This is a genomic window from Dactylosporangium thailandense (genome assembly GCF_059739745.1).
On the sequence record NZ_AP029195.1, the window covers coordinates 11,307,659 to 11,323,574 of the forward strand.

The 15,916-nt window shown below is 72.2% G+C and carries 19 protein-coding genes; 12 read left to right on the forward strand and 7 right to left on the reverse strand.

All coding sequences use genetic code 11. The features are described 5' to 3' along the window. Window positions 1–2 precede the first annotated feature (2 nt). Entirely contained in the window at window positions 3–827 is an 825-nt protein-coding gene (locus AC6JBM_RS50735; RefSeq protein WP_497980687.1) for an alpha/beta fold hydrolase, read from the forward strand. A 38-nt stretch (window positions 828–865) separates the two neighbouring features. Continuing rightward, a complete protein-coding gene (locus AC6JBM_RS50740; RefSeq protein ID WP_497980688.1) occupies window positions 866–2,770 on the forward strand; it encodes an acyl-CoA dehydrogenase family protein in 1,905 nt (634 codons plus the stop codon). 80 nt (window positions 2,771–2,850) lie between these two features. Here AC6JBM_RS50740 and AC6JBM_RS50745 read toward each other — a convergent pair whose 3' ends face one another. From AC6JBM_RS50745 to AC6JBM_RS50770, 6 genes are all read right to left on the reverse strand, one after another. Further along, on the reverse strand, window positions 2,851–3,447 hold the full coding sequence (locus AC6JBM_RS50745; RefSeq protein ID WP_497980689.1) for a hypothetical protein: 597 nt from the start codon (window positions 3,445–3,447) through the stop codon (window positions 2,851–2,853). A gap of 27 nt (window positions 3,448–3,474) precedes the next feature. After that, a complete protein-coding gene (locus tag AC6JBM_RS50750; RefSeq protein ID WP_497980690.1) occupies window positions 3,475–4,248 on the reverse strand; it encodes a hypothetical protein in 774 nt (257 codons plus the stop codon). Further along, entirely contained in the window at window positions 4,232–4,483 is a 252-nt protein-coding gene (locus AC6JBM_RS50755) for an ArsR/SmtB family transcription factor (protein WP_497986719.1), read from the reverse strand. The genes AC6JBM_RS50750 and AC6JBM_RS50755 overlap by 17 nt, the downstream gene beginning before the upstream one ends. A gap of 70 nt (window positions 4,484–4,553) precedes the next feature. After that, window positions 4,554–5,426, reverse strand: a complete 873-nt coding sequence (locus AC6JBM_RS50760; RefSeq protein ID WP_497980691.1) for a metal ABC transporter permease — start codon at window positions 5,424–5,426, stop codon at window positions 4,554–4,556. 11 nt (window positions 5,427–5,437) lie between these two features. Next, on the reverse strand, window positions 5,438–6,268 hold the full coding sequence (locus AC6JBM_RS50765; protein ID WP_497980692.1) for a metal ABC transporter ATP-binding protein: 831 nt from the start codon (window positions 6,266–6,268) through the stop codon (window positions 5,438–5,440). A gap of 32 nt (window positions 6,269–6,300) precedes the next feature. Continuing rightward, on the reverse strand, window positions 6,301–6,549 hold the full coding sequence (locus AC6JBM_RS50770) for a DUF6703 family protein (RefSeq protein WP_497980693.1): 249 nt from the start codon (window positions 6,547–6,549) through the stop codon (window positions 6,301–6,303). 32 nt (window positions 6,550–6,581) lie between these two features. On the opposite strand from AC6JBM_RS50770, the gene AC6JBM_RS50775 reads away from it, so the two are divergent. The 7 genes from AC6JBM_RS50775 to AC6JBM_RS50805 all read left to right on the forward strand — a co-directional run bounded on the left by AC6JBM_RS50775 (window position 6,582) and on the right by AC6JBM_RS50805 (window position 12,289). Beyond that, complete coding sequence (locus tag AC6JBM_RS50775; RefSeq protein ID WP_497980694.1) at window positions 6,582–6,902, forward strand: antibiotic biosynthesis monooxygenase family protein; 321 nt, start codon at window positions 6,582–6,584, stop codon at window positions 6,900–6,902. A gap of 41 nt (window positions 6,903–6,943) precedes the next feature. Further along, window positions 6,944–7,468 carry a hypothetical protein gene (locus tag AC6JBM_RS50780; protein WP_497980695.1) on the forward strand — a complete coding sequence of 175 codons (525 nt, stop codon included), beginning with the start codon at window positions 6,944–6,946 and terminating at the stop codon, window positions 7,466–7,468. 173 nt (window positions 7,469–7,641) lie between these two features. After that, a complete protein-coding gene (locus AC6JBM_RS50785; protein WP_350620761.1) occupies window positions 7,642–9,024 on the forward strand; it encodes a glycine--tRNA ligase in 1,383 nt (460 codons plus the stop codon). Window positions 9,025–9,159: 135 nt separating this feature from the next. Then, the gene (locus AC6JBM_RS50790) at window positions 9,160–10,167 is read left to right on the forward strand and encodes a permease (RefSeq protein WP_497980696.1); all 1,008 of its coding nucleotides are present in this window, start codon (window positions 9,160–9,162) and stop codon (window positions 10,165–10,167) included. Next, on the forward strand, window positions 10,164–10,910 hold the full coding sequence (locus AC6JBM_RS50795) for a TIGR03943 family putative permease subunit (RefSeq protein WP_497980697.1): 747 nt from the start codon (window positions 10,164–10,166) through the stop codon (window positions 10,908–10,910). Before AC6JBM_RS50790 ends, AC6JBM_RS50795 begins: the two co-directional genes overlap by 4 nt. Continuing rightward, window positions 10,911–11,624, forward strand: coding sequence for a histidine phosphatase family protein (locus AC6JBM_RS50800; RefSeq protein WP_497980698.1), 714 nt, complete (start codon window positions 10,911–10,913; stop codon window positions 11,622–11,624). 188 nt (window positions 11,625–11,812) lie between these two features. Beyond that, window positions 11,813–12,289 (forward strand): YcxB family protein, encoded by a 477-nt coding sequence (locus AC6JBM_RS50805; protein WP_497980699.1) that lies wholly within the window; start codon window positions 11,813–11,815, stop codon window positions 12,287–12,289. 231 nt (window positions 12,290–12,520) lie between these two features. Here AC6JBM_RS50805 and AC6JBM_RS50810 read toward each other — a convergent pair whose 3' ends face one another. Beyond that, window positions 12,521–13,447, reverse strand: coding sequence for a class I SAM-dependent methyltransferase (locus AC6JBM_RS50810; RefSeq protein WP_497980700.1), 927 nt, complete (start codon window positions 13,445–13,447; stop codon window positions 12,521–12,523). A gap of 91 nt (window positions 13,448–13,538) precedes the next feature. On the opposite strand from AC6JBM_RS50810, the gene AC6JBM_RS50815 reads away from it, so the two are divergent. From AC6JBM_RS50815 to AC6JBM_RS50825, 3 genes are all read left to right on the forward strand, one after another. Next, window positions 13,539–13,949 (forward strand): TOBE domain-containing protein, encoded by a 411-nt coding sequence (locus AC6JBM_RS50815; RefSeq protein WP_497980701.1) that lies wholly within the window; start codon window positions 13,539–13,541, stop codon window positions 13,947–13,949. Beyond that, the gene (gene modA, locus AC6JBM_RS50820) at window positions 13,946–14,752 is read left to right on the forward strand and encodes a molybdate ABC transporter substrate-binding protein (protein ID WP_497980702.1); all 807 of its coding nucleotides are present in this window, start codon (window positions 13,946–13,948) and stop codon (window positions 14,750–14,752) included. The genes AC6JBM_RS50815 and modA overlap by 4 nt, the downstream gene beginning before the upstream one ends. A 324-nt stretch (window positions 14,753–15,076) precedes the next feature. Continuing rightward, window positions 15,077–15,871 (forward strand): ABC transporter permease, encoded by a 795-nt coding sequence (locus AC6JBM_RS50825; protein WP_497980703.1) that lies wholly within the window; start codon window positions 15,077–15,079, stop codon window positions 15,869–15,871. Window positions 15,872–15,916: the final 45 nt, after the last annotated feature.

A 15,916-nucleotide genomic window follows, 5' to 3' on the forward strand; every position in this document is an offset into this window, starting at 1 on the left:
TCATGAAAATCACGGCGCGCTCGCTCACGTTCGATGTGTTCGACGGCGGCCCGGCCGACGGGGAGCCGGTGCTGCTGCTGCACGGATTCCCGCAGCACAGCGGCGAGTGGGCGGCGGTCACCCCGCTGCTGCACGCCGCGGGCCTGCGCACCTACGCCCTCGACCAGCGGGGCACCTCGCCCGGCGCCCGTCCCGCGCCGGTCGAGGCCTACCGGATCACCGAGTGCGCGCTGGACGTCGTGGCGGTCCTCGACGCGCTGGAGATTCCGGCGGTACACCTGGTGGGCCACGACTGGGGAGCGATCTGCGCCTGGCACGTGGCGCTGCGGCACGCCGCCCGGGTGCGCACGCTCACGGCGGTTTCGGTGCCGCACCCGCACGCGTCGGCCTACGCCTACGCGAACGACCCGGACCAGCGGGAGCGCTCGGCGTACATCAAGCTCTTCCGGCAGCCGGGCAAGGCCGAGGAGGTGCTGCTGGCCGACTCCGCGCGACGGCTGCGCGGGCTGTTCGCGCCGCTGGAGGACGTCGAGGGGTACGTGCGGCCGCTGCTCGAGCCGGGGGCGCTGACGGCGGCGCTGAACTGGTACCGGGCGATGAGCTCGCTCGACCTCGTCGGGCTGGGGCCCGCCACGGTGCCGACGACGTACGTGTGGAGCGACGGCGATGTGGCGATCGGCCCGACGGCGGCCCGCGCCTGTGCCGAACACGTCGCGGCCGACTACCGGTTCGTGCCGCTGGCCGGCGTCAGCCACTGGATCCCCGACGAGGCGCCCGCCGCCGTCGCCGCCGCGATCGTTGGCATAGCCGACGCTACTCGTGGGTAATAACCTGGAGGTTCGGGAGCGTCTACCTGGAGGTGTCCATGGTTGCGACGTCGGTGCGCGCGGAACGGGAGGCGCGCAAGGTCATCGAGGAGAACCGCGAGACCGAGTGGCGCAAGCCGAGCTTCGGCAAGGAGCTCTTCCTCGGCCGGCTGCGCCTGGACCTCATCGATCCGCTGCCGGAGCTCGATCCGGCCGCCGAGGCGCGCGGCGCCGAGTTCCGCGCCAAGCTCGCCGCCTACCTGAGCGCGGAGGTGGACGGCCAGCAGATCGAGCGCGACGCCCACATCCCGGACGAGGTGCTGCGCTCGCTCGGGGAGCTGGGCGCCTTCGGGATGAAGATCGACGAGCGGTACGGCGGGCTGGGCCTGACCAATCTCGACTACTGCCGCGCGCTCATGCTCGTCGGCTCCGTCAACCCGTCCATCGGCGCGCTGCTGTCGGCGCACCAGTCGATCGGCGTGCCGCAGCCGCTCAAGCTGATCGGCAACGACGAGCAGAAGCAGCGCTTCCTGCCCCGCCTGGCCGCCGGGGAGGTCTCCGCGTTCCTGCTCACCGAGCCGGAGGTCGGTTCGTTCCCGGCCGGGATGCGCACCGCCGCGGTGCCCACCGAGGACGGCGACTACCTGCTCAACGGCGTCAAGCTGTGGGCCACCAACGGCACCCTGGCCACCCTGTTCGTGGTCATGGCGGTGGTGCCCAGGAGCGAGGGGCACAAGGGCGGGATCACCGCGTTCGTGGTCGAGGGCGACGCGCCCGGCGTGACCATCGAGCGGCGCAACGCGTTCATGGGCCTGCGCGGCCTGGAGAACAGCGTCACCCGCTTCCACGACGTGCGCGTGCCCAAGGAGAACGTCATCGGCGGCGAGGGTCAGGGCCTGCGCATCGCCCTGAGCACGCTCAACACCGGCCGGCTGTCGCTGCCGGCGATGTGCGTCGGGGCCGGCAAGTGGTGCCTCGGCGTGGCCCGCGAGTGGGCCGCGGAGCGGGTGCAGATGGGCCGGCCGATCGGCACGTACGAGGCGATCGCCAAGAAGATCGCGTTCATCGCCGGCACCACCTACGGGATGGAGGCCATGCTCGAGGTCTCCTGCCGGCTCGCCGACGACAACCGCAACGACATCCGCATCGAGGCCGCGCTGGTCAAGCTGTACGCCTCGGAGCTGGCCTGGAAGGTCGCCGACGAGCTCGTGCAGATCCGGGGCGGCCGCGGCTACGAGACCGCCGACTCCCTCGCCGCGCGCGGCGAGCGGGCCGTCCCGGCCGAGCAGATCCTGCGCGACCTGCGCATCAACCGGATCTTCGAGGGCTCGACGGAGATCATGCACCTGGCCATCGCCCGGGAGGCCGTCGACGCGCACCTCTCGGTCGCGGGCGACATCATCGACCCCGAGGCGGGCCTGGGCCGCAAGGCGAAGGCGGCCGGGAAGGCGGGCGGCTTCTACGCCAGGTGGCTGCCGACCCTGGTCGCGGGCAAGGGCCAGCTGCCGGGCGGCTTCGCCGAGTTCGGCGCCCTGGCTCCGCACCTGCGCTACGTCGAGCGGGCCTCGCGCCGGCTGGCCCGCGAGACCTTCTACGCGATGGCGCGCTGGCAGGGCAAGCTGGAGCACAAGCAGGGCTTCCTCGGCCGCGTGGTCGACATCGGGGCCGAGCTGTTCGCGATGTCCGCCGCGTGCGTGAAGGCGCGCACGGAGCTGGCCGACCGGCCCGAGGGCCTGGAGCTGGCGGACCTGTTCTGCCGGCAGGCCACGCTGCGGGCGGAGGCGCTGTTCGGCTCGCTGTGGGCCAACGCCGACTCGGTGGAGGTCTCGGCGGCCAAGCGGGTGCTGGCCGGGCGGTACCTCTCGCTCGAGGAGGGCATCGTGCCGGTCGCCGCCGACGGTCCCTCCACCGCCGACTGGCAGCCGGGCCCCTCCACGGCCGAGGACGTGCGCCGGCGCTTCTGAGCGTTCGATCCAGCATTCGATTCGATGGGCCCCGGTCTGACGGCCGGGGCCCTGCTCGCGCGTCGGGGCGGCCCGGCCGCTCAGCGCAGGCCGAGCGAGCGCAGTTCGAGCTGGGCCAGGGCCTCCACCGTCTCCGGATCGCCGCGGCGCCACCGCGCGGCCACCTCGGGGTCGACCTTGATCAGGCGCTTGAGCGGCTGCGTCGCGAGCGCGCGCAGGGCCAGCAGGTCCCGACCGGCCGTCACCGTGCGCAGCCTCGCGGCCGACGCCGCCCGCCGCGCCCACCGGACGCGCAGCGGCAGCCAGACGCCGACGACGAGCAGCACCGGCACCACCACGACGACCACGGACAGGATCCAGGCCAGGTCGTTGACGATCTCCTGCTGGTCCTTGCCGGCGTTGGCCAGCGAGGTCGCGGCGTTCGCGGCGTTGCGGAACGGGGTCGCGATCGAGTCGCCGACGCCGGGCACCTTGTCGATCTTGTCGCCGGCCGAGTTGAGGTTCGAGGCCAGCCCGTTGCCGGCGCCCTCGAGCTTCTGGCCGGGCACGGCGAGCTTCTGGATGAGGTCGAACAGGCTCATCCCGAGCCGGATCCAGGCGTACACCCACACGACGACGAGCGCGTCGGTCAGGAACTGCCGGAATGCGGCGGGGGCGCGGTCGGCATAGAGCTTCATGGCTCCCAGCGTCGCGTACGCCGCGGGTTATCGCAGTGTCTGGTAGAGGGAATCGGGCGCCTGCTCGACCGTGGAGGAGTCCGGGCGCTCGATCTTGATCGTCTTGCTGCCGAAGTTCGCGAACTTCGCCGTGGTGCTCGACGCGGGTGCGGAGCCGAGCGGCGGGGTGTGCGTGACGAGCTGCGTGACGTATCCGTTCGCGTCGACCGTGGCCTCGAACGGCACGCTCTTGAGCGCCTCGGTCGCGCCGGCGCCGGCCGCGGCCGGGTTCTTCGTCTTGTCCAGGGTGCCGCTGAACGTGCCCGGCCCCGTCTGCGTCACGGTGACGATCTCGCCGGGGAGGGCGCCCAGGCCGGTCGGGCTGCCGGTGGCGTCGAGCCCGAGCTTGGACAGCGACTTGACCTTGGTGACGTCCAGGTGCGCCCAGCGGTCGGTGGTGACCCCGGTGACCTGCAGGTACAGGTCGGGGCTGACCAGTACCGCCGAAATGTCGATCTTCCGGTCGGGGGTGAGCAGCTCGGCCTTGTAGGCGGTCGCCTTCTTGGCGGGGTCGGACGCGCCGTCGCCCTGCATCTGCCCGAGCGCGCCGAGGTCCGAGTCGATCGTGAACGACAGCGCGACGCCGTTCGTCTTCGCGACCGCCGCCTTGAACACGGACGCCGGGTCGGTCGCCACGGGCGCGGCGCTGCTCGTCGCCGGGGCGCCGGACGACGACGAGGGTTTGGCGCCGTCGGTACAGCCGGTCAGGGCCAGCGCCGCCACCAGGACCGCCGCCGCGAGGCGCTCAGCCCTCGCGCGCATGGCTGACGGCGTCGGCGACGATGTGCGCGATGTGCTCATCGATCAGAGCGTAGGCGATCTCGCGGCCGCGCCGGGAACCGCGCACGACGCCGGCGCCGCGTAGGACGCGCAGGTGCTGCGACACGAGCGGCTGCGGGGCGCCGAGGGTCTCGACCAGCTCGTGGACGCAGCGCGGCCCGTCGGCGAGCTCGGTCACGATGCGGATGCGCAGCGGGGCGGAGAGGGCCTTGAGCAGCTCGCCGGCGGCCTCGTACCCGTCGTTCGGGTGCCCGTTCTGGTGTCCGTTCTGGTGTCCGCTCGATGGCTCAGGCGACGGCACTGGGCTCGACCTCCTCCGCCTCGGCGGGGGTGCTGCGATGGCGGGCGCGGCGGGCGGCGCGCAGCACGGAGACGGCGACGGTCACGGCGAAGAAGCCGGCGATGGCGAGCAGGACGACCGTGGCGCCCGGGCCGGTGTCGATCGCCGTCGACAGCCACACGCCCAGGCCCGACACGAGCAGGCCGATGCCGATCGCGGTCAGCATCGTGGCGCGGAAGCCGCGGGTGATCTGCTGGGCCGTCGCCACCGGGACGACCATGAGCGCGCTGACCAGCAGCAGGCCGACGGCGCGCATGGCCACGGTGACGGTCACCGCCGTGGTGATCGCGAGGATCAGGTTCAGGGTGCGCACCGGCAGGCCGGACACGCGGGCGTACTCCTCGTCGTGGCACACGGCGAACAGCCAGGGCCGCAGCAGGATCGCCACCGCCAGCACGGCGACGCCCAGGATCAGCATGACCGTCAGGTCCTGGCGGTTCGTGGTGAGGGGGCTGCCGAAGAGGTACGTCACCAGACTCCGGCTGCTCTGCTCGTCCGACAGGTTCACGAGGACCACGCCGCCGGAGATGCCGCCGTAGAAGAGCATGGACAGGGCGATGTCGCCCGAGGTGCGGCCGCGCTCGCGGACCAGCTCGATGACCACGGCACCGGCCGCGGCGGCCAGGACCGCCATGATCACGGGGGAGCGGTGCAGCAGCAGGCCGAGGCCCACGCCCGTGAGCGCGACGTGGCCCAGGCCGTCGCCGATCAGGGAGAGGCGCCGCTGCACCAGGTAGGTGCCGATGGCGGGCGCGGACGCGCCGGTGATGAGCGCGCCGAGCAGGGCGCGGATCATGAAGTCGTAGGCGAAGATGCTCACGCCGGCCCCGCTCAGGCCGCGGCGACGTTCGGGCGCACGCGCCCGTCGGCCGCGGTGTGGGCGTCGGCCGCGGTGTGGACGTGGCCGTCGGGCGCCGGGTGGGCGTGGACGTGCAGGTCGGCGGCGGGCCGCTGGCCGGCGTCGGCGTGGGGGTGCACGTGGTCGTTGTCCGTCGCCGGCGGGGCGCCGTCGTGCACGATCTCGCCGCGGCTCACCACGACCGCGCGGGTGATCAGGGGGCGCAGCGGGCCCAGCTCGTGCGCGACGAAGACGACCGTGCCGCCCTGGGTCACGAAGCGGCGCAGGCACCCGGCGAACAGCTCCTGGCTCACCGCGTCGACGCCCGCCGTCGGCTCGTCCAGCACCAGCAGCTCCGGGCCGCCGGCCAGGGCGCGGGCGATGAGCACCCGCTGCTGCTGGCCGCCGGACAGCACGGAGACCGGCTCGCGGGCGCGATCGGCCAGGCCGACCGCATCGAGGGCCTCGGCCACGGCGCGCCGGTCGGCCGGGGACGCCGGGCGCAGGAAGCCGCGGCGGGCCAGCCGGCCCTCGGCCACGACCTCGCCGACGGTCGCGGGCACGCCGGAGCCGGCGCCGACGCGCTGGGGCACGTAGCCGATGCGGTGCCAGCCGCGGAAGCGCCGCAGCGGGGTGCCGAACAGCCGCACCTCGCCGCCGGCCAGCGGGGCCAGCCCCATCGAGGCCTTCACGAGGGTGGACTTGCCCGAGCCGTTGGCGCCGAGGACGGCGACCACCTCGCCCGCGCGCACCGAGAGCGAGACCCCGTCGAGGACGGGCCGGCCATCGTAGGCGACGACCGCCCGTTCGACCTGGAGAACCACCCTTCGAGCCTGCCCGATAATGGGAATCGTTGTCAACTTGCCTTGTAGGCCGCGGCGGCCAGGAGCAGTGCGAGGATGATCACGCGGGGGACCCGCATCTGGGGCGGGGTGATGGCCCAGGTCTTCGTGAGCAGCCAGATCAGGGCGGCGGCGAACACCAGCAGCACCGCCGAGCCCACGATTCCCGGCAGTAGCAGCCCGAGGAAGACCAGCACCGCGGCGGCCAGGAACGCCGCGGTCTTGTTCATCCGATTGAGGCGGAGGAGCACACGCTCGGTCATGGGGCCAGACGTCCTTCCGTATGCTCGGCGGCATGCTCGTGATGACCAGGTTCGTCGTCGAGGAGGACGACGGCTTCGCCGGCCGTGCTCACACCGCGCTCGCCGCCCTCGCGGCCTGCCCAGGGTACCTTCGTGGCCGCCTCGGACGCGCGTTCGACGATCCGGCCCACTGGAGCATCGTCACGGAGTGGGAGTCGGTCGGGGCCTACCGCCGCGCGCTGTCGAACTTCGACGTCAAGATGCACGCCACGCCGCTGCTGGCCCAGGCCCTCGACGAGCCCTCCGCGTTCGAGGTGCTGGCCGAGGCCGCGCCGGGCGGCGAGCTGACCGTGTCCACCAGTGACCGCGCCTGAGCGCAAGCGCCCGCCCGGCGCGCTTGGATAGGCTGAACGCCATGATGCCGCCGCAGGCCGGCCCGACTCCCCTCTGGGAGCAGGCCGACGAGGTCCCGCCCCCGCCGCGCGGGCCGGGCGTGGCCGCGCCGTTCGCCTCCCCGCCGCGCGACCGTGACCTGCGCGGACTGTGGTGGGGGCTGGGCATCGGCGGGCTGGTCCTCGTGCTGTGCTGCGTCGGCGGCATCGTCGGCGTCACGCTCCTGCTGCCCTACGCCGACTCGATCGGCAAGGGCCAGGTCGCCGCCGTGGTCGAGGACTACCTCACCGCCGTGCGGGACCAGGACTACGCCACCGCGCGCCGCCAGCTGTGCGACGCGCAGCAGCGCACGCACTCGGTCGGCTGGTTCTCCGACCACTTCGGCGCCACGCCGGTCACCGACTTCAAGGTCAACGCGGACGACGTCACGATCAGCAACACGATCACCGTCCCGGCCCAGGTGCGCGAGCGCACGACCTGGGTCGATCACGAGTACACGATGGAACAGGCCGGCACCCGCTACGTGATCTGCGGGGGCATCGACTAGACCGACCGCGGCGCGGGGCCGCCCGGCGCGCCCGTTAATCTGGTGCGGCTCGCCGCGGCGTAACCGTACCGTCGATGGTGACGTTTGACGGTTTGCCCGGGTAACGACCCAAGTCCGGACACCACACGACCAGCCTTGCCGACAGCCAGTCGCCGTGAGGCTTAGGAGGAACCATGGCCGCAGATCGCATCGATTCCGTCGTCAGCCTCGCGAAGCGCCGCGGCTTTGTCTTCCCGTCGAGCGAGATCTACGGAGGCACGCGCTCGGCCTGGGACTACGGCCCGCTGGGCGTGGAGCTCAAGGACAACGTCCGCCGGCAGTGGTGGCGCACCATGGTCCAGCAGCGCGACGACATCGTCGGTCTGGACTCCGCCGTGATCCTGGCCCGCGACGTCTGGGTCGCCTCCGGCCACGTCGACGCGTTCGTCGACCCGCTGACCGAGTGCGCCTCGTGCCACAAGCGCTTCCGGGCCGACCACCTCGAGGAGGCCTGGGTCGAGAAGAACGGCACCGAGAAGCCGTTCGTGCTCGGCGAGATCAACTGCCCGAACTGCGGCAACAAGGGCACCTTCAGCGAGCCGCGGATGTTCAACGGCCTCATGAAGACCTACCTGGGCGCCGTGGAGAACGACGAGGGCCTGCACTACCTGCGCCCCGAGACCGCGCAGGGCATCTTCGTCAACTTCAACAACGTGGCCGGCGCGGCGCGCAAGAAGCCGCCGTTCGGCATCGCGCAGATCGGCAAGAGCTTCCGCAACGAGATCACCCCGGGCAACTTCATCTTCCGCACGCGCGAGTTCGAGCAGATGGAGATGGAGTTCTTCGTCGAGCCGGGCAGCGACGAGCAGTGGCACGAGTACTGGCTGCAGGAGCGCTGGAACTGGTACATCGGCCTGGGCATCTCCGAGGCGAACCTGCGCTTCTACGAGCACCCGAAGGAGAAGCTCTCGCACTACTCGAAGCGGACGGTCGACATCGAGTACCGCTTCCGCTTCGGTGGCCAGGAGTTCTCCGAGCTCGAGGGCATCGCGAACCGCACGGACTTCGACCTCACCACGCACTCCAAGCACTCCGGCGTCGACCTGTCCTACTTCGACCAGGAGAAGAAGGAGCGGTGGGTGCCGTATGTCATCGAGCCCGCCGCCGGTCTCACCCGCGCGGTGCTGGCGTTCCTGCTCGAGGCCTACGACGAGGACGAGGCGCCGAACACCAGCGGCTCCGTCGACAAGCGCACGGTCATGCGCTTCGACAAGCGGCTCGCCCCGGTGAAGGCGGCCGTGCTCCCGCTGTCGCGCAACGCCGACCTCTCGCCCAAGGCCCGCGACCTCGCCGCCCAGCTGCGCAAGCGCTGGACGGTGGACTTCGACGACGCCCAGGGCATCGGCCGGCGGTACCGCCGCCAGGACGAGATCGGCACCCCGTACTGCCTGACGGTGGACTTCGACACGCTCAACGACAACGCGGTCACCGTGCGGGACCGCGACACGATGAGCCAGGAGCGGGTGTCGATCGACCAGGTCGAGTCGTACCTGATCGAGCGTCTCCCCGGCTGCTAGTCCGCGCTGGAAGGCGAACCCGCCGGGCCGGTCGTTGCTTGTCGGCGACCAGCCCGGTGTCCGGGGGTTCACGCTCCGAAGTGTTCGTCGGCGCTTCATGCCGGCGGTACCGATCGACGGGGTAGCCTCCTGGTCGTGACGGTGACCGACGAGCACGTACCCCCCGCGGAGGCCGAGGCGCCCCCACGCAAGCGCTGGCGGCCCGGGTCCGTCGAGGTGCTCGCGGTCCTGCTCGTGCTCGTGGTGCTGCTGCGCGGCCCGATCACCCGCTCGCTGGCCACGCCGGCGCTGCAGACCTGGCTGACGGTGTTCGTCTCGGTGCTCACCCAGGCGATCCCGTTCCTCGTCTTCGGCGTCGTGCTCTCCGCGATCATCGCCGTGTTCATCCCGCCGTCGTTCTTCGCCAAGGCGCTGCCGTCGCACCCGGCGCTGGCGGTGCCGACGGCGTCCGTGGCCGGCGTGGTGCTGCCCGGCTGCGAGTGCGCGTCGGTGCCCGTGGCCGGCGCGCTCGTCCAGCGCGGGGTCACCCCGGCCGCGGCGTTCGCGTTCCTGCTCGCCTCGCCCGCCGTCAACCCGATCGTGCTGATCTCCACCGCGGTCGCCTTCCCGGGCCAGCCGCAGATGGTGGTGGGCCGGGCGGTGGCCAGTCTCGTCGTCGCCTGCCTGATGGGCTGGCTGTGGCAGGCGTTCGGCAAGGGCAGCTGGCTGCGGATGCCGTCGCGGGCGCACCTGGACGGCATGGCCAAGTGGCCGGCGTTCTGGGCCTCGGTGCGCCACGACGTGCTGCACGCCGGCGGGTTCCTGGTCATCGGGGCCGCGTCCGCGGCCGTCATCGCCGTCGTGGTGCCCAAGACCTGGCTGGAGCACGTCGCGTCCAACCCGGTCCTGGCGATCGTCGTGATGGGGCTGCTGGCCGTCCTGCTGTCGATCTGCTCGGAGGCCGACGCGTTCGTGGCCGCGTCGCTGACCCAGTTCTCGCTCACCGCCCGGCTGGCGTTCCTCGTCGTCGGGCCGATGATCGACCTGAAGCTCTTCGCGATGCAGGCGGGCATCTTCGGCCGCCGGTTCGCGCTGCGCTTCGCGCCCGCCACGTTCGTCATGGCGATCCTCGTCTCCGCGATCCTGGGACCGGTGCTGTTGTGAACAAGCAGGCGCAGGCCGTCATTCTGCTGCTCATCGGCGGGGCGGTGCTGCGGGCGTCGCTGTCGGGGCAATACCTCAACTACGTCAAGGCGGGCCTGCAGCCGTATCTCATCGCCGCCGGCGCGATCCTGGTGGTCGCGGGGGCCTTCACGTTGTGGTACGAGCTGCGCGGCGCGAAGACCACGCACGGCGGCGACGACGCGCACGGGCACGCCCACGGCGACGACGACGGGCACGGGCACGCTCACGGCGGTCCGAAGGTCGCCTGGCTGCTGCTCGCGCCGGTGCTGGGGCTGCTGCTGTTCGCGCCGCCCGCGCTCGGCTCCTACGCGGCCGGGCGCTCCGGTTCGGCGGTGACCGCCCGCTCGGAATACGCGCCGCTGCCCGCCGGCGACCCGCTGAGCCTCACGATGCTCGACTACGCCTCGCGGGCCGTGTTCGACAAGGGCGTCTCGCTCGGCGAGCGCCGCATCCAGCTCACCGGCTTCGTGATGCGCGGGCCGCAGGACCAGTGGCTGCTGGCCCGGATGATGGTCAGCTGCTGCGCGGCCGACGCCCGGCCGGTCAAGGTCGCGCTCGACGGCGAGCTGCCCGACGGGCTGCGGGACCAGCAGTGGGTGCGCGTCACCGGCCGATACAGCGGGCGCGAGGTCACGGACAACGTCAACGGCGAGGCGATCCCGTTCATCTCGGTGTCGGATGTCACCTTGATCGCGGTGCCGCAGGAGCAGTACGAGTCGTAGATGGACTCTTCCCGACCCGCCCTCCTGGTGCTCGTCCGCCACGCCGAGTCGGCGCGCAACCTGGCCAAGAAGGGCAGTGTGTACTTCGCCGACGACGCCGCCCGCCAGGTGGTCCGCGGTGTGCCGGACCACCTCATCGACCTGACCGCCGACGGGCACAAGCAGGCCGAGCAGACCGGGCACGCCGTGCGGGACCGGTTCGGCTCCTTCGACTACGTGTTCACCAGCGGGTACGCCCGGACCGACCAGACCGCCGAGGGCGTGCTGAGCGCCTATCCCGCCGCGGAGCGCGCCCGGATGCGGGTCAAGACCGACCTGTTCATCCGCGAGCGGGACCCGGGATTCGCCTACGACATGACGACCGCCGAGGCCGAGGCGGCGTTCCCGTGGCTGAACGAGTACTGGCAGACGTTCGGCGGGTTCATGGCCCGCCCGCCCGGCGGGGAGAGCCTCGCCGACGTCGTCGGCCGCGTGCACACGTTCCTCAACTCGCTGTTCCGCGACCACGCCGGCCAGAAGATCATGATCGTGACGCACGGCGGGACGCTGCGCTGCTTCCGCTTCCTGCTGGAGGGCTGGACCTACGCGCAGGCGCAGCGGTGGCCGTCGGGGCAGTCCCCGGCCAACTGCGGCATCACGACCTACCAGGACACCGGCGAGCGGCTCGAGCTGCTCGACTACAACCAGGTCTACTGGACGGTCGGCTCCGCCTGAGCGGCGCCGGGACCGCGCGGCCGTGAGGTCGCTTCCCCGGGCGTCGGCGCGCTGGTCGCCGTGAATGTTCACGGGCTCGGCAGGCACCCTCGCGATCGCCGTGGTGGCGAGAAAGTTTCGCGTGGGGGCCGCGCTGCGGCTCGGGCCGGATGGCGTACCCTACGGCAGCAATCGATGAACGGGGACTGATGCTGATCACGCTGACGGTCCAGCCCGATCGCGGCCGGACGCGCAGGTCGGTGCGGGCGCGCATGCGGGGCAGCCTGCGCTCGTGGAACCTGGTCGGCGGCGGTCTGTCGGTGGCCGGCCTCAGCGCGCTCGTGCTCGGCCTGCCCGTCGGCGCCGGCGTCCTGCTGACCCCCGGCGTGATCATCCTCGTCGGCCCGTGGCTGCTGATCCAGGCGGCGGCGAAGGCACGCACCGGGGTCTTCGCGGAGACGGCGACCTACGAGATCACCGACGAGGGCGTGCGGGTCTTCACGCCGAGCCTGCGAGCGGGGTACTCGTGGCCGGCGGTCGAGCGCGTCGAGGACAACGGCGAGTTCTGGATCGTCGTGGTGGGCGGGGCCGGGATGCTGGTGGTGCCGTTCACGCTGCTGCCGGAGCCTGAGGAGCGGAAGGTTCGCGATTTCCTCTCCGAGCGGGGTCTGCTCGTTCCGGTGTAGGGGGCTCGCTTCCGGCTTTCGCTGTGGGGCTTGCGCTTCGCCGCGGGTGTTCGCTTTCGCTGTGGGGCTTCCGCCTCCGCCGCGGGTGTTCGCTTTCGCTGTGGGGCTTGCGCTTCGCTGCGGGTCTTCATGTTCGCTATGGGGCTTCCGCCTCCGCTTCGCGGGTTTTCGCTTCCGCTGCGAGTTTTCGCGAAATATCCGGCGCTTCGCTAGCCGGATATTTCGGACTTATCAGCATTTTTGCGTATCGCCAGTGCGTAGAAGTGATCCTCGGCGTCGTCGTACTCGGTCAGCGTCCAGCCCGCGAGCTCGCAGGACTCCGCGAGCGGGGCCTCGGCCAGCGGCTCGTCCGGGCGCAGGGGTGCGGCCGTGACGCGCGGCCAGCCTCGCGCGGCCCGAGGGGTGGAACAGCACCAGGCGGCCGCCGGGCCGGACGGCCCGGGCCAGTTCGCGCAGGCCCTCGGTCGCGTCAGGCAGGTGCGTCACCAGGCCGGCGGCGAAGATCGCGTCCAGGGCACCGGCGGCGAACGGCAGCCGGCGTGCATCGGCGAGCACCAGGGGCTCGTCGCGGCTCCTGGCCAGGTCGAGCATCTGCGGGGTCACGTCGACGCCGACGATCACGCCCGCGGGGCCCACGGCGGCGCGCAGGGCCGGCAGGGCGCGGCCGGTGCCGCAGCCGGCGTCGAGCACGGTGCCGCCCTGGCGCAGGCCGGCCCGATGCACGGCGGCCGCGTACGCCGGGCCGTCGTCGCCGAACCTGGTGTCCCAGGTGGCCGCGCGGACGCCGAAGAAGGCGCGGGACTCGCGGAGGTACCACATGCCGTGCTCGGCCAGATGGGGCGCGACGTGGCGGATCACCGGCCACGCCCGGTCGTGCAGGTCGACGACGATGTCCGCGCGGTCGCCGCGGGCCGCCTCCCCGGCGTGGCGGTCCCGTGCCGTGCGCAGCCAGACGACCACACGCGGGCCGCCGCCGCCCACGCTGATCGTCGTGCCCTCGCGGCAGACGCCCCGGGCCGCCTCGCTCAGCGCGGCCGTCAGCCGGTCGGCGGTCGCCGCCACGACCTCGGCATCCGCGCCGTGGACTACCACCGTGGCCGGACCCGGACCCACCGCGTACGTCACCAGGCTGAGCACCTCGGACCATCGCTGCGTCATGAGTCCATCATGCCCCGGTCCGATTTCCTTGGGCAGATACCAGCCTCCAGACCGATTCGCGGCCGCAACTGCGAGATATAGGCTTTTCGCCATGACCACCTTCCGGATCGGCGAGGCCGCCGAGCTGCTCGGCATCAGCGCCGACACGCTGCGGCGCTGGATCGATGCCGGGCGGCTCCCCGCCGGGCGCGACGACAACGGCCACCGCGTGATCGACGGCGTCGACCTGGCCGCGTTCGCGCGCTCGCAGGCCGCCGAGTCGGACGCGGGCACCGAGGGATCGTCCGCGCGCAACCGGCTGCGCGGCATCGTCACCGCCGTGGTCAAGGACACCGTCATGGCCCAGGTCGACATCCAGGCCGGGCCGTTCCGGGTGGTGTCACTCATGAGCCGGGAGGCGGCCGACGAGCTCGACCTCAGGGTCGGATCGCTGGCCGTCGCCGTGATCAAGTCGACCACCGTCGTGGTGGAGCGTGTTGACAAAGGGAGGAGCCACTCATGAGGCGTGCCGTTCTGACCGGGCTCGTGGCCATCACGGTCGGTCTGACCGGGCTGGCCGGGTGCGGTGACGACAAGACCGACACCGGCTCGGCACCGGCCGCACCGTCGTCGGGCGCCGCGACGGGTGTCACCGGCGCCATCACCGTCTTCGCCGCCGCGTCGCTGACCGAGTCCTTCAACAAGATCGGCCAGGCGTTCGAGGCGGCCAACCCGGGCAGCAAGGTGACCTTCAACTACGCGGGCAGCTCGGCGCTGGCGACCCAGATCAACCAGGGCGCCCCGGCGGACGTGTTCGCCTCCGCCGCGCCCGCGAACATGAAGACGGTCACCGACGCCGGCAACGCCTCCGGCGACCCGACCACGTTCGTGAAGAACCAGCTCGTGATCGCGGTGCAGAGCGGCAACCCGAAGGGCATCAAGGGCCTCGCCGACCTGACCAAGCCCGGCACGAAGGTGGCCCTGTGCGCGGAGCAGGTGCCGTGCGGGGCGGCCGCGAAGACGGCGCTGACGGCGGCGAACGTGAAGCTCACCCCGGTGACGCTGGAGCAGGACGTGAAGGCGGCGCTGTCGAAGGTGACGCTCGGCGAGGTCGACGCCGCGCTCGTGTACCGCACGGACGCCCGGGCCGCCGCGCGGGACGTGGACGACATCGAGTTCCCCGAGTCCGCTGGGGCGATCAACAGCTACCCGATCGTGGTGCTGAAGAAAGCGCCGAACGCCGCGGGGGCGAAGGCATTCGTCGAGTACGTGCTGTCGGACAAGGGCAAGGCCGTCCTCTCGGATGCGGGCTTCCAGGCTCCGTGATCCGGCATCGGATCGACGGGGGAGCGTGGCCGGCCCGCTGGGTCGGGCGCGCTCCCGGTGCCGTTCGGCACGGGCTGGCTGTTTGCGTACCGTCGCGCAGCCCGGGTCGCGGTGTGTCGGTGCTCGTTCGGGCTGGGGTTCGGCGGCTTCGGGCTGCGGTTCGGCAGGCGGCTCCGGGCTTCGGGCTGGGGCTCGGCAGGCGGCTCCGGGCTTCGGGCTGGGGTTCGGCAGGCGGCTCCGGGCTTCGGGCTGGGGTTCGGCGGCGGCTTCGGGCTGGGCTCGGCGCGGCTTCGGCCGCGGTTCGGCGGTGTGAGGTGAGGTTGCTTGCGCAGGCGTGACGGGGTTCGGCGGGTGCCGATCGGGTTGCTCGTTCCGGCCGGGCTCGGGCTGGTGTTCCTGGTGTTGCCGCTCGCGGGGCTGCTGATCCGGGCGCCCTGGACGACGTTGCCCGAGCGGATCGCGCAGCCGGGGGTGCTCACGGCGCTGCGGCTGTCGTTGCAGAGCGCGACGATCGCGACGGTGCTGTGTCTGGTGCTCGGGGTACCGCTGGCGTGGTTGCTTGCGCGAGTGGACTTTCCGGGGCGGCGGTTCGTGCGCGCGCTCGTCACGGTGCCGCTCGTGCTGCCGCCCGTCGTCGGGGGTGTCGCGCTGCTGCTCGTGTTCGGGCGGCGGGGGCTCGTGGGGGAGTGGCTGGACAGTACGTTCGGGATCACGCTGCCGTTCACCACCAGCGCGGTCGTGCTCGCCGAGGCGTTCGTGGCGATGCCGTTCCTCATCATCGCCGTCGAGGGGGCGCTGCGCGGGGCGGACAGCCGCTACGAGGAGGCGGCGGCGACGCTCGGGGCCGGGCGGTGGACGACCTTCACACACGTGACGCTGCCGCTGGTGGCGCCGGGGATCGCGGCCGGGGGCGTGCTGTGCTGGGCGCGGGCGCTGGGGGAGTTCGGGGCGACCATCACCTTTGCGGGGAGCTTCCCGGGCACGACTCGGACGATGCCCCTTGAGGTGTACCTCGCGCTGGAGACCGATCTGCAGGCCGCGATCGTGCTGAGCCTGATCCTGCTGGCCGTTTCGGTCGCGATCCTGGCCTCGCTGCGCGACAAATGGATCACCGCATGAGCGCGCCGGTGCCTTGCCACGGGCGGGCTTCGTTCGCGGCTCTGC